Annotated in this window: 13 protein-coding genes; 5 read left to right on the top strand and 8 right to left on the bottom strand. The window is 37.6% G+C overall.

The window, feature by feature from the left end; all coding sequences use genetic code 11:
- Positions 1–47: 47 nt before the first annotated feature.
- Together N3I35_04490 and N3I35_04485 are read right to left on the bottom strand one after the other, a co-directional pair.
- Positions 48–872, bottom strand: a complete 825-nt coding sequence (locus N3I35_04490) for a TIGR03936 family radical SAM-associated protein (protein ID MCX8129343.1) — start codon at positions 870–872, stop codon at positions 48–50.
- Entirely contained in the window at positions 869–2,707 is a 1,839-nt protein-coding gene (locus N3I35_04485) for a TIGR03960 family B12-binding radical SAM protein (protein MCX8129342.1), read from the bottom strand. Before N3I35_04485 ends, N3I35_04490 begins: the two co-directional genes overlap by 4 nt.
- 295 nt (positions 2,708–3,002) lie before the next feature.
- On the opposite strand from N3I35_04485, the gene N3I35_04480 reads away from it, so the two are divergent.
- Positions 3,003–3,350 carry an MmcQ/YjbR family DNA-binding protein gene (locus N3I35_04480; GenBank protein ID MCX8129341.1) on the top strand — a complete coding sequence of 116 codons (348 nt, stop codon included), beginning with the start codon at positions 3,003–3,005 and terminating at the stop codon, positions 3,348–3,350.
- 85 nt (positions 3,351–3,435) lie between these two features.
- On the opposite strand, the gene pdxA is transcribed toward N3I35_04480, so the two are convergent.
- Complete coding sequence (gene pdxA, locus N3I35_04475) at positions 3,436–4,434, bottom strand: 4-hydroxythreonine-4-phosphate dehydrogenase PdxA (protein MCX8129340.1); 999 nt, start codon at positions 4,432–4,434, stop codon at positions 3,436–3,438.
- A 1-nt stretch (position 4,435) separates the two neighbouring features.
- Positions 4,436–5,713 (bottom strand): MFS transporter, encoded by a 1,278-nt coding sequence (locus N3I35_04470; protein MCX8129339.1) that lies wholly within the window; start codon positions 5,711–5,713, stop codon positions 4,436–4,438.
- 505 nt (positions 5,714–6,218) lie between these two features.
- Here N3I35_04470 and N3I35_04465 point away from each other — a divergent pair.
- The gene (locus tag N3I35_04465; GenBank protein MCX8129338.1) at positions 6,219–8,459 is read left to right on the top strand and encodes a methyl-accepting chemotaxis protein; all 2,241 of its coding nucleotides are present in this window, start codon (positions 6,219–6,221) and stop codon (positions 8,457–8,459) included.
- A 42-nt stretch (positions 8,460–8,501) separates the two neighbouring features.
- On the opposite strand, the gene aroC is transcribed toward N3I35_04465, so the two are convergent.
- A complete protein-coding gene (gene aroC, locus N3I35_04460) occupies positions 8,502–9,602 on the bottom strand; it encodes a chorismate synthase (GenBank protein MCX8129337.1) in 1,101 nt (366 codons plus the stop codon).
- Positions 9,603–9,779: 177 nt separating this feature from the next.
- Here aroC and N3I35_04455 point away from each other — a divergent pair, with 177 nt between their 5' ends.
- Together N3I35_04455 and N3I35_04450 are read left to right on the top strand one after the other, a co-directional pair.
- Positions 9,780–9,995, top strand: a complete 216-nt coding sequence (locus tag N3I35_04455) for a hypothetical protein (GenBank protein ID MCX8129336.1) — start codon at positions 9,780–9,782, stop codon at positions 9,993–9,995.
- Between the two features lie 286 nt (positions 9,996–10,281).
- On the top strand, positions 10,282–10,647 hold the full coding sequence (locus N3I35_04450; protein ID MCX8129335.1) for a response regulator: 366 nt from the start codon (positions 10,282–10,284) through the stop codon (positions 10,645–10,647).
- A 19-nt stretch (positions 10,648–10,666) separates the two neighbouring features.
- Here the strand turns inward: N3I35_04450 and N3I35_04445 are convergent, their stop codons facing one another.
- Complete coding sequence (locus tag N3I35_04445) at positions 10,667–11,068, bottom strand: YkvA family protein (protein MCX8129334.1); 402 nt, start codon at positions 11,066–11,068, stop codon at positions 10,667–10,669.
- A gap of 217 nt (positions 11,069–11,285) precedes the next feature.
- Positions 11,286–11,903, bottom strand: a complete 618-nt coding sequence (locus tag N3I35_04440) for a SurA N-terminal domain-containing protein (protein ID MCX8129333.1) — start codon at positions 11,901–11,903, stop codon at positions 11,286–11,288.
- A 286-nt stretch (positions 11,904–12,189) separates the two neighbouring features.
- Between N3I35_04440 and N3I35_04435 the strand changes: the two genes are divergently transcribed.
- Positions 12,190–12,816, top strand: a complete 627-nt coding sequence (locus N3I35_04435; protein MCX8129332.1) for a chloramphenicol acetyltransferase — start codon at positions 12,190–12,192, stop codon at positions 12,814–12,816.
- Between the two features lie 99 nt (positions 12,817–12,915).
- Here the strand turns inward: N3I35_04435 and N3I35_04430 are convergent, their stop codons facing one another.
- Entirely contained in the window at positions 12,916–13,038 is a 123-nt protein-coding gene (locus N3I35_04430) for a hypothetical protein (GenBank protein MCX8129331.1), read from the bottom strand.
- Positions 13,039–13,103 lie beyond the last annotated feature (65 nt).

The following is a 13,103-nucleotide window of genomic DNA, read 5'->3' as shown; positions in this document are numbered from 1 at the left end:
CTTTCCACTAGTGCGGTGTCGGACATATAAAAACTGTTGATACCCACTCATTGACTGTTTATTACCTTATCATCCAAGGGTTCTGCAATGTTCCCTTTTCTGTCGACAAACAATTCAGTACGGTGTATTTTTACTATTTTAAGCCTTTCATCAAGATAGCTTTCAAGGGCGGAAACAAGGAGTTCCGGCTTTAGATTGGCAGCGCTTCCGGCACTTAAAAGTACGTTCAGGCAGAAAATGTTATCCTGATTATAGCTTGGTTTTGTAAAGCCTTTATATATTTTTTCAATATAGTCATTCAGCCAACTCTTTGTAGAATCCTGGATATTCACCTGATTTTCCGAACCAGTCATAGCTTCAGTATTCAACTTACCAACCTCTATACTGTGTATCATAGGTCTGATGTCGATATCCCTTGCACCTTTTTTTCCTTCCTTCTTAACGATTATCTCTTTACTTTCAAGTAGATTTTTTATTCTTCCTTGTAAGGTTTCCGCATCCCATCCCAGCTCTGGAGAAACCAGTATCACATAACGTGCCATAGATATGGATGCCATAATATTATCCTTCACATTTTTTTCTTTCACATTCAGGATTTTTAGCCCATTTGGCAAACTCCCATTTAATCTCTCAATGAATTCTCCGGTATCAACCGGAGTAGAAAGATCAAAATCAGCATACTCCGCTTCACTTGTCACTCCTACTGACAACGGCAATCCAAAAACCATTTGCGGATGGGGATTGAAACCCTGTGAGTACGCGATAGGAAGTCCCGAACGTCTCAAAGCTCTTTCAAAAGTTTTCATCAGATCAAGGTGTGATATGAATTTCACTTCTTCCCCACGGATAAACTTCATTCTGATACTTTTCAACAGAAACCACCCCCACCTAAAGCTGATGCTCCACATCCCGTACAATCAATCCTGCAGTTTGGGGTCACTTCCCCTTTATAAGCCCTTTCATTTTCTTTTAGCAGGAATTTTTTTGATACTCCTACATCAATATGATCCCAAGGAAATACTTCATCATACCTTCTTCTTCTGTTTGCATAAAAGGAAGGACTGAGGCCACATTCTTCAAAAGCTTCCATCCATTCCTGGAATTTAAAGTGTTCACCCCAACTATCAAACCTGCACCCTTTCTCCCATGCTTTCACAAGTACTCTTCCCGTTCTCCGATCACCCCTTGCAAAAACTGCTTCAAGTAGACTTAATTCAGAATCATGCCAGTTGTAACTTATATTTTTACTTTTTATTTTCCCTTTTAAGAACCTCTGTTTTTCTCTCAGCACATCCATTTCATCTTGGGATTCCCATTGGAATGGTGTGAAAGGTTTAGGTACAAAAGATGAGGTACTGATAGTAACATTCAAACCTTTGCCCCTTTTTTCCCTTGGTATAGCCGAATATGCACTTACCACCTTATAACCCAACTCTGCTATTCCCTCAATATCTTCAAATGTTTCTGACGGTAATCCCAGCATAAAATACAGTTTCACGCTGTTCCAGCCACCACTGAAAGCTGTCGTTACGGAATTTATGAGATCATTTTCCGTTACTCCCTTGTTGATTACATCTCTAAGCCTTTGTGTTCCCGCTTCAGGAGCAAATGTCAAACCGCTCTTCCTTACTTTTTGTGCTTTTTCCATCAAATCCAGGGAAAAAGAATCGATCCTCAGAGAAGGCAAGGACAGGTTTACTCTTTTTTCTTCCATTTCTTTAATCAGACCTTCTGTAAGACTGCCTAATCCAGAATAATCACTGGTACTTAGCGATGTCAGAGATATTTCTTCGTATCCGGTGTTTTCTTCCAGCTTCCGCGCCATATCCAGAAGCTTTTCTGGCGATCTTTCCCTTACCGGTCTATATATAAACCCTGCCTGGCAAAACCTGCATCCCCTGGTACACCCTCTGAACAGTTCAAGCATTATCCGGTCATGTACGATATCCGTAAAAGGAACGATAATCCTTTCAGGAAAGAAAGTCTCATTAAGGTTATCAATGATTCTTTTCCTTATCTTTTGGGGATATTTTGCATCTTTGGGCATTATCGAGCTGATTGTGCCGTCTGAATTATACTTAACCTCATAAAACCGAGGTACATAGATTCCTTCTATATTTACTATTCTATTCAAAAAATCTTCTCTGGTTGCATTATCCGCTTTCCATGCACTATACACATCCATAACTTCACTAATAATTTCTTCACCCTCACCCAGCATAAAAAAATCAACTATTTCCGCAAGGGGTTCGGGATTGTATGCACAAGGTCCTCCTGCACAGATTAAAGGATGTTCTTCTGTTCGGTCACTGCTGAATATAGGCACACCTGCAAGATCAAGCATGTTTACTATATTTGTATAGCTCATTTCATATTGGAGGGTAAAGCCTATAAAATCAAAATCCCTGATAGGTTCCTGCGATTCCAAGGCAAAAAGTGGAATTTTATTCTCACGAAGTTTTTGCTCCATATCTACCCATGGGGCAAATACTCTTTCACAGTATACATCTTCTCTTTCATTCAACAGATGATATAATATTTTCATTCCCAGATGTGACATTCCGATTTCATAAACATCAGGAAAACAAAATGCAAATCTGATATTTACATCTCCAGGATTTTTATGAACACTGTTCCACTCGCTCCCGGTATATCTGGAAGGTTTTTCTACACTCTGAAGTATTTCATCGTTTACTATATAAGGCATTATATCCTCCGTAATACTATCTAAACTGAATGATGGCATGTGTGGTACTTTAACTGCCTCCTGCTGCTTAACGAATGTTGCACACTAATACATATATTACCCAATTAAGTCCTTTTTAGCAACAATGAACAAACATTTTTTTCTCTGTTTTACATCGATATTAGCAATTCAGATCAGCAGAATAAACATACGTTCTTTTTTCTATTGCATAATTACCAATTCATGTTATACTTATAATGCATAACAAAGCTTATTTTAGTCAGCGCATACCTGTGCGCGATAACGGAGGCACTGTATGAATCCAAAGGAATTGAAGGATTATTGCTTATCAAAGAGTGGAGCAGTCGAGGATTTCCCCTTCGGCCCTGATGTCATTGTAATTAAGGCTGGAGGCAAAATGTTTGCACTCATCTCACAGCGCGATAACAAGCTGAATCTATCACTAAAATGCGACCCGTTCCTTGCCCAGGAATTCAGACAGCGTTATTCATCCATCACTCCGGGTTACCATATGAGTAAGAAAAACTGGAATACCATTGTTGTAGATGATTCAATCCCTGAAGAAGAATTGTTCTGGATGATAAACCACTCCTATGATCTGGTTTTAAAGAGTTTGCCCAAATCAGCACGCGAATCGCTGTAATCATTGAAAACCCAATGAATCAAAGCTGCATCTATTAACTAAAAAGGGTATCCCGGTTGGATCTTCCAGGATACCCGTATTTGCTTCACCCCATATATGAACCGCAATACAAAGCCGCCAATCTTATCGCCTCCTCCATACTTACCGGACTTGCTATACCCTTTCCGGCAATATCAAAGGCTGTACCGTGATCAACAGATGTCCTTAAAAAAGGCATCCCTATAGTAAGGGAGATTGTCTTCTCAAAATCTACAGTTTTCGTTGCTATGTGACCTTGATCATGATAGAGGGAAAGTACGGCATCATATCTGCCCTTTAATGCCTGATAGAAAACCGAATCTGCAGGAACCGGGCCAACGACATCAAAACCTTTTTCCTTTAAGGCTGTTACAGCAGGTATTACCTCCCTTGTTTCCTCATCACCAAAAAGGCCGTGCTCTCCGCTGTGTGGATTAAGACCGGCTATTGCAATAAGTCTTCTATCAAGCCCAAGACGTTTCAAAGCATTATCGCATCTGACTACATAGTCGAATAATCTTTGCTTTTTAACCAAATCACAGGCTTTCCTGAGTGAAACATGCCTTGAAAGGAAAAATACCCTTAAGCTGTAGACCTGGAACATGGTAAGCGGATCATCAGTTTTTGTCAAGTCGGCAAGCATCTCTGTATGTCCTATAAAATCAATATTTGCAGCTTTTATTGCTTCTTTGTTTATAGGTGTAGTAGCAATTGCATTAATTTTTCCGTCCAAAGCGAATTCCGTTGTCTTCACTATATAATCATAAGCAGCCCTTCCTGCCTCAGCCTGTACTTCACCATACTTAATGCCATTGTACTCAATATTTTCAAGAGATACCAAATCTATGAGCCCCGGACAGTATCTGCCCTTAACCGGGTCTTCTATTACATTGAATTTTATATCCAACCCAATATCTGTACAAATCCTTTTCATCACTCCGATGTTGCCGATCACTAAGGGCTTGCAGTTTTTGTATACTCCTGAGTTAATAAGTGCTTTCACAACAATTTCAGGCCCTATGCCTGCCGGATCTCCCAAAGGTATACCAATTACCGGTCTGTCCATATCACTGATTCCTCCCATAAACCTGTCCTGCACTGCTTTTATTTTCCTTTTCTTTTAAAGATAAAAACCATCTAAATGCAAACATCCCTACCCCGATAGTTCTCAAAACACCAATTATCAACATGGCACGGAATATACCAGTATGCCTGTTCATCCATATGCCTAAAAGCGGGGCAATAAAGCCCGATATGTTAATAAATGTATTATACATCGATATATACATGGTTTTCTTGCTTGTGGGCAAAATCTCCATGAGATTGCAAAACAGCATCATGGTAAAGGCCGCACAAGCAGCGCCTACTATTATGTTTACAGCAACAATTACATAAAAAGGCATTATTCCAGTATAAAAAAATGGGTTTGTAGTAAGCCCTAAAGCACCAATAATAATTACAAAACTGTTCCCCTTCTTTACTGCAAGCTTGTGCCACAAAGGATAGGACAGGAATGACGCAAGCCCTGATGCTACATTTAAAATACCCAGTTGAAATTCGTTTACCCTGATATAATCTGCATTATATAAGAAAAACAACGGCCACCCCATTTGCCAGGCTATATGAAATGTAAATACACAAGCACAGAAAATCATAAAAGGCTTGTTGGCAAACACGCCCTTAATATCCTTCAGAGATATGTCAGACTTTTCAGAATCTTGCTTGTTTGCACTATCAACAGAGTTTTGTCTTATTCCGGATAAAAAAAACACTTGAACCATTGAAATCAAAAAACAGGTGCCATAAAAAAACTGGTATAGCAGTATTCTGTCAGAGTCGCTTTTAGGAACCGTGGAAAGCAGCAGTCCTGTCAGCAATACCGTTATCAATCCGAAAAAAGCGCCATATTTGCTCCTCAGCGAATAGATACGGTTTGCTTCCTTATCCGTAAAAGTGTATGAAAAGAAAGACTGCCATGATGTGGTATAAAGCGCCCCTGGCCAATTCATAAGCCCTATAAGAACAACATATACTATAACTCTCAGTTCATGTGGTAAATTGGGTGTAAATGCAATAATTGCATAGAAAATGCTGTTAAATACTATCATAATACCTGTAACAAATTTCTTGTCTGCTACTCTTTCAATCAGAATACTGCAAGGTATCAGTACAAGAATCGCAACAAGTGGAGGAAGTGAATTTATCAGGGCTATGTGTAAATCTCCAGCCCCCATTCTCTTGGCAAACATCTGGGTAAAAGGGCTGAAAAGGTTTAGTATGACAGCAGCTGCAATACCTTCAGATACTAAAAATAATGTATTTCTGTTTTTATCGATATGCTTCATGTTCATGCCCCCGGATTTGCCATAAACATAATTTTATCATAACGGCTGTATGTATACAAATCAAAAAAGACAATAGGTATAAAACTCATAGTTGACACACTTCTGTTATGAACTTATAATTTAAATATCTTTATCAATTCATTAATTTTCTTAATATATTCCTCACGGACAAGATTTCTTAAGTACTACGCATAGCAAAAGCTTGTTAAGTATATAGTTTATTGTTTCTACAATTCAGGATTTTCCACCATGTAATATTGTTTGACTTGTATGTATTTAAATTACATTTATCGGCTCAACTATAATCACTCACAACAAGCACTACCTGACATAAAAATCAGCTCCAGTAACAACTACATAAAGGGCATCGGAAAGGAGGAAAACAAAGTAATTCTTTTGTTGGATTGTGAGAAGCTTCCATGTACCAAGGATGTTGCATCACTGCACCTTGTTTGAAACGCCATATCCTGTCAGCTTCAAATCATCTCTTGAAAGGAGAATCAATATGTTGGATAAGCTCTCCCTTAAGCTCAAACTTGTAACTGTAATAGCTATCCCGATTATTGCTGTTATAATTGTAACTGCCTATTCCATTTTTACAGTCAACGATGTTTTTAGCAAAATGAAAGGTTCGATTTTTGACGAGCACCTCCAGTCCACCACCTTGATATTGAATGCCGACAGAGATATGTATCAGGCCTTGACAGCAATGCAGCAAATAATCTACATAGACAATACAGGTGAGAATTTTGACAAACAAGTTAAGTCATTTGAAGAAAATGTAGGCCAGGTTATAGACAGATCATCCAAAATAAAAACGATTATGGAACTTAATAAAGATATGTGGAGTAATGTAAAGGACGATAAAACACAGAAAACCATATTCGAGATTTTTGCCTCTTTTGATGCAAGCTTCAAAGAATGGACCGATATTTGCAAAAACATGATAAAAACACAGAGTGTTTCAACAGGCTGGACAGATAAATTTGATGAGTCAAGAGAATTAATCAACTCCATTGGAGAAGCAATTGATAAAAGTGCGGAAACTCAAATGTCACTTATCGAAAATGAAAAAGACTCCATGTCCAGAAAGATTGTTATTATAGATATTGTGGCTCTTTTGCTAGCAATAGGGCTTTCACTAATTTTCCTTCGGATGATTTCACGCTCTCTGAAAAACCTGCGTGAAGCAGCAGAAGAAATTGCACTTGGAAAAACAAATGTAAATATGAATATAAAGTCAAATGATGAAATAGGAAAACTTTCCGATGCATTCGGAAAAATGATTGACAGTATTGTTGAAAAAGCTGATGCAGCGGAGAATATCGCACAAGGTAATCTTAATGTTGAAATAAAATCCAAGTCTGATGATGATATTCTTGCAAAAAGCATGAAATCAATGATAGTTTCATTAAAGATGCTGTCTGAAGAAACGAGTATTCTTACCAGAGCTGCTATAGAAGGCCGTCTGGATACCAGGGGTAATGCAGAAAGCTTTAATGGCGGCTATAAGGAAATCCTACTAGGAATAAACAACACACTTGATGCAGTAATCGAACCAATCAAAGAATCATCAAGGGTTTTGCAGGAAATAGCAAAAGGCAACTTACAGGTAAGGGTTCAGGGAAATTACAGAGGTGATCATGCAGAAATAAAAACAGCACTTAATGAGACAGCAAAAATATTAAGCTCATATGTAAATGAAATATCCGAGGTTTTGAATGAAATGGCAGGCGGAAATCTCAACGTGAGTATAACCAATGAGTATAAGGGCGATTTTTCCGGTATCAGGAATTCGCTGAACCTTATAATAGAATCCTTAAATGAAGTATTAAGTGATTTGAATATGTCCGCACGGCAAGTTGCATCCGGTGCAAGACAGGTGTCAGACTCAAGCCAGTCCTTATCACAGGGAGCAACAGAGCAGGCTGGTTCTGTTGAGGAAATTACCGCATCAATGACTCAGGTAGCCGCACAAACCAAACAAAATGCGCTAAGTGCCGGCCAGGCCAACGAACTGGCTGTGGTGGCAAAGGAAAATGCAGAGCAGGGAAACAGACAGATGAAGGATATGCTGAAATCAATGTCTGAAATTAATGAAGCATCAAGCAATATCTCAAAAATTATCAAGGTTATTGATGAAATAGCATTCCAAACCAATATACTGGCGCTTAACGCAGCTGTAGAAGCAGCACGGGCAGGACAGCACGGGAAAGGCTTCGCAGTGGTTGCCGAAGAAGTCAGAAACCTGGCGGCACGCAGCGCAAGTGCAGCTAAAGAAACTACTTCTCTTATTGAAGGATCAATTAAGAAAGTAGAATCCGGAACAAAGCTTGCAACTGATACCGCAAACGCACTTGACAAGATAGTTGATGATATATCAAAAGCAGCCAATCTGGTAGGTGAAATTGCTATTGCATCAAATGAACAGGCTTCGGGGATCAGTCAAATCAATCAAGCAATAAACGAAGTGTCTCAGGTCATCCAGACAAACTCAGCGACTTCACAACAGGGTGCAGCAGCAAGTGAAGAATTGTCGAGCCAGTCAGAGGTTCTGAAAGAATTGGTAAGTAAGTTTAAATTACAGAAAAAAAGTCTGGGTGCAGGCAGTTTGAAAACCATAGATTCCGACATTCTGAATATGTTGGGTTATAATGTAGAGAAGAAAACAAACAAGAAGGATACTAATACGGGCACAAGTAAGCCGCATATTTCTCTGGAAGGCACAAGCTACGGAAAATATTAATGCAAAAGCAGCGGGAGGGTTTTACCCTCCCGCTTTTTCTTGCTACTTTAATGCCTTTTTTATGAGATCAATACGCGAAAATATCCTTTGCAGGAGGTAATCAACCAAAGTCAATGCTACCATAGCTTCCACCACTATGATAGCCCTGGGAACGATAATAGGATCGTGTCTGCCCTCAATATTAATTTCTACGTTCTCACACCTTTTATTGACAGTCTGTTGTGTTTTGTGTATTGAGGGAGTTGGTTTGAATGCAGCCCGCAATACGATAGGAAATCCGTCACTTATTCCTCCTGTTATTCCTCCCGAATTATTTGAAAGCTTGGTAAGATTTTCATCTTCACCATATCTCAAAAAGTCATTATTCTCTGAACCTGCCAATTTAGCTGCATCAAATCCGTTTCCAAACTCAACACCCTTAACAGCTCCAATAGAAAAAATTGCCTTCCCAAGCATAGCATCAAGCTTCTCAAAAACAGGCTCCCCTACCCCGCTTGGCAGCCCGGTTATAATACATTCTACAACACCTCCGGCAGAATCTTCCTCCTCTTTCCGCTTTTGCAGAAGGACTGCAGCTTTTTCCGCAGCATCACTGTCGGGCATACCTACAAAATTTTCATAAATCTGCTTAGCATCAAATTTAGATTTATCAATTACTATATCCCCAATGGAAAGAGTATATGTCAGAATGCTGACATCCAGCTCCGACAAAATCTTTTTAGCAACAGCACCGGCAGCTACTCTTGCTGTAGTCTCCCTTCCCGAGGAGCGGCCTCCCCCTCTGTAATCCCTGAAACCGTATTTCTGATCATATGAATAATCAGCATGCCCAGGTCTATAACACTGAGATATCTCAGAATAATCATAGGACCTCTGGTTTGTATTATGTATAATCAATGAAACAGGGGTTCCCGTAGTCTTTCCTTCAAAAACTCCTGATAATATTTCAACTTTGTCTTCTTCTTTTCTTGGTGTCGCAAACGGTGATTTACCGGGTTTTCTTTTATCCAGATCCACCTGGATATCTTCCTCACATAATGTTATTCCTGCCGGGCAGCCGTCAATAACTACCCCCAATGCTTTACCATGGGATTCACCCCAGGTGGATATCTGAAAATTCTTTCCAAAAATTGATCCTGACATATTATTCCTTTCTGCGATTTATAAATCTGAAATTTTATCTTAATATTATATCAAAACAATCCAAGGAGTGAAACCTATGAATAATATTTTAGTCTGTATTTTAAGCAGATAAAGCATAAGATTTCAGAAAATTATTGCTCATACCTGCATATTATTAAATGAAGGGATGTGATCGCTGTGACAATAAGAGGAAAGCATAAATGTTACTTTTGTGACAGGGAATTTGGCTGGGCTGTTACAATAAAGGACGAAAATATTGAGACAGTAGCAAAAACAATAGATGAGGAAATAGGTATACCTACTTTTATTGATAAAAACAAATTGGAAATTGACATCAACTGCCCTCTTTGCAGAAATGTCAACAGATTCAGAATAGGTATCAAACCACATTGAATAGAATTTTATTTATTAAAGCTTCCATTTTTCCGGCAGGAAAATCTAAATATTTGTCGAATAGTTATACTTTAGAATGCTACTAAATAAAACTGTCATCAGAAAATCCGAATATATTCTGTAAAAATTAACGCGTCATGTACCTGTAAATCTTATTTTCAGAACTGAATACCGGTTACCCTGATAGACTTTTTCCGTATAGAGGGCTAGATTTGGAATTCCCGATATACTATTATTTGTTTTAATGACTTCTAGGAAAATAATCATCTTAAGGAGGCTAATGTTCATGAATAGAGTAATGATTGTTGATGATGCTGCAGTTGCAAGGCTTACTTTAAAAGCTATCCTGGAAAAGCTTGAATGTACTGTTGTAGGCGAAGCGGATAACGGAATATCCGCTATCAAAAAATACAGGGAACTTCACCCTGATATAGTAACTATGGATATAACCATGCCAGAATTGGACGGTATAGGTGCCGTAAAGGAGATTATGGCCTTTGATCCCAAAGCAAAAATCATAATGGTTTCGGCTATGGGGCAAAAACTCATGGTTATTGATGCTATACAGGCAGGGGCAAAGGGTTTTATAGTCAAGCCCTTTAAGGAAGAGGCCATAGCATCAGCATTGAAGACACTCAAGTCCATGTCCTAGTTTGTATTTACGCCGTATTTTACACTACCACCCTAAGAATCTTGTATACAATAAAGCTTATGAAAAACAACCATATAAAAATTATTACAGCCCCGGCAATCCAATTTTTCGGTTTCTTGCCCCTGAATACACCTTCCGACTGGCGTCTGCACTCTTCCATAACACCGCTTGGTATAAGCTTTATTGCTAGAGATACTCCTAAAGGTATTAGTATCAAATCATCAAGATAACCCAGCACAGGAATAAAATCAGGTATCAAGTCAACAGGACTCAATGCATACCCTACTACCAAAAGTATTAAAAATCTGGCATACCAGGGCACTTCAGGGTGCTTATATGCCAGATATAAAGCTTTTACTTCATTTTTTAGTTTTCTAGCTCTTGATTTAAACTGTTGGAAACAGTATTTGAATTTGTTCACAGCAGTAGCTCCCCATTGCAACATATCTTCGTACCTTTTTGTTGGGACTTTTTGATCTACTCATTATCTTATAAACTTCACTGTAATAAGTATTATCATGCCACCAGTCTAATTTCAGTTATGTTAACAAAGTTTTGTCCGGTTAACCTTTACATCATCTACCAGAAAAAAGTATTTTCTTAATTCCCAAAAAATGATTTTTTTCATGCCTTAGTTTTTACTTAATATAGTTTTCAATCTTCATACCATTTTTCAGTGTAGTAACTATATCATTATAATATTTATTAAACTTAGCTTGAAATTCATTATCTTTTATATCAGGGTTTTCCTCTTTAAATGATTCTTTTAGCTTATTCTTATACTTGCCTCGTATCAAAGCCTTCTTAATGCCCTCTTTTGCTTTTTCCCAATACTCCTCCTCAGTAATATTAAGACCCGAAACATAATTTTTATAGCTCATATTAGCATCTCTATCTTTTGCTATGATGTCTTTCTGTTCCTGTAGAGCTTTATCAAGCTCTTCCTCACTCACATTTATATTATCTTTTATTGCTTGTTCATATATAACCTCATTTTTTATCATCTTTTCAATAAGTTCCGTGTCTGAAGGAATATTATCGCTCGCACTATATAGTGTTTTAAATGTATCAAATTCCTTTTTCGTTATTTTTTTATCGCCAACTACTGCTACAATACCGGTATCATTATTCTTAGTAATATCCTTTACTTTTTGACCGACGTTAAAAAATATGTTATTCTGGTATGCATAGGTTGTTATCCCTAATGCAGCAATAATTATACAAGAAGCAATCACATAGTTAGATTTGAACTTCATAAAAAACCCTCTATAAAAAGTATAATATACTTGCCTATATCAACCAGTATCTGATAAATCCTATGCTTATTGCTACTGATTGATAGTAATCCAATCCATATAATTATTACAAATTCTAATAATTTAGTAAATATACCCCATTAAGTTTTTTACATTTTAATAATTATGATATTGTTAAGATAAAATGTAGCAGGTATTAAAAATAAAGATTATAATTATTATGATAATACTAAACTCGCAGTTTAAGGAATACCGCAGTAATACAAAAGCAAACCCGGAGGGAAAAATGGAGTATATAGACTTGGAAAAATGGGAAAGAAAAGAACATTTTAATTTCTTTCAGAGAATGGATTACCCTCAATATAATATTTGCGCTAATATTGATGTGACTAATTTTCACAGCTTTGTGAGAACCAAGAAGATTTCATTCTATTACGCAATGATTTATGCTTCTACTCATGCTGCAAATGAAATAATGAATTTCCGGTACAGAATAAGGGAGGGTAAAGTCATTTTACATGATAAGCTCCATCCTTCATTTACAGATATCGGTAATGGAGATGATTTATTTAAACTGATTACAGTTGATATAAAAGGTGACTTATACGAATTTGTAAAATACACTGAGGAAAAATCTAAAAAGCAGAAGGATTACTTTAATTTGGAGGGACTTGCCGGAAGAGATGACTTAATATACATAACCTGTATACCTTGGATTTCTTTTACGCATTTGTCACATACCATTTCGTTGAACAAGCATGATTCTGTACCAAGAATTTCTTGGGGAAAATACTTTTCGGAAACTAACAAAGTCTTATTACCGTTTTCTGTACAAGTAAATCATTCATTAGTTGACGGCATACATATTGGTAAGTATTTTTCATGTTTACAAAATTATATTGATAGTTTATGAAAACATATGCAGTTCTGATGATATTTCTATATTTTTATGTGTCTACTTTATACATGTAATAATTCCAAGTAATGACGAAAACTATCAAAGGTAATTTATTTAGTAATCCGGCTCATTCCCCCCATTTCCCCAACAAAAAGCAAGAGCTATAAACTCGCAAACCCTTGCTCTACCTCTGGTCGGAGTGACAGGATTTGACCGTCTGCTTCGCTTCACTCGCATACTACCGCCTTGTCCTCACGGACTCGGCACACTCATCTAAAAACGTGCATTTAGCACGTTTTCTA

Source organism: Clostridia bacterium (assembly GCA_026414765.1).
Lineage (GTDB): Bacteria > Bacillota > Clostridia > Acetivibrionales > DSM-27016 > SKW86.
The sequence above is the reverse complement of the archived record's forward strand: the minus strand, read 5'-3'. Positions and strand labels throughout refer to the sequence as shown.

What these genes read in the sequence shown, in the direction of transcription:
- N3I35_04450 (MCX8129335.1), top strand. Translation starts at nt 10,282, where the DNA reads ATGAATAGAGTAATGATTGTTGATGATGCTGCAGTTGCAAGGCTTACT.
- N3I35_04485 (MCX8129342.1), bottom strand. Translation starts at nt 2,707, where the DNA reads ATGCCTTATATAGTAAACGATGAAATACTTCAGAGTGTAGAAAAACCT.
- N3I35_04430 (MCX8129331.1), bottom strand. Translation starts at nt 13,038, where the DNA reads ATGCGAGTGAAGCGAAGCAGACGGTCAAATCCTGTCACTCCGACCAGA.
- N3I35_04440 (MCX8129333.1), bottom strand. Translation starts at nt 11,903, where the DNA reads ATGAAGTTCAAATCTAACTATGTGATTGCTTCTTGTATAATTATTGCT.
- pdxA (MCX8129340.1), bottom strand. Translation starts at nt 4,434, where the DNA reads ATGGACAGACCGGTAATTGGTATACCTTTGGGAGATCCGGCAGGCATA.
- N3I35_04465 (MCX8129338.1), top strand. Translation starts at nt 6,219, where the DNA reads ATGTTGGATAAGCTCTCCCTTAAGCTCAAACTTGTAACTGTAATAGCT.
- N3I35_04480 (MCX8129341.1), top strand. Translation starts at nt 3,003, where the DNA reads ATGAATCCAAAGGAATTGAAGGATTATTGCTTATCAAAGAGTGGAGCA.
- aroC (MCX8129337.1), bottom strand. Translation starts at nt 9,602, where the DNA reads ATGTCAGGATCAATTTTTGGAAAGAATTTTCAGATATCCACCTGGGGT.
- N3I35_04435 (MCX8129332.1), top strand. Translation starts at nt 12,190, where the DNA reads ATGGAGTATATAGACTTGGAAAAATGGGAAAGAAAAGAACATTTTAAT.
- N3I35_04470 (MCX8129339.1), bottom strand. Translation starts at nt 5,713, where the DNA reads ATGAAGCATATCGATAAAAACAGAAATACATTATTTTTAGTATCTGAA.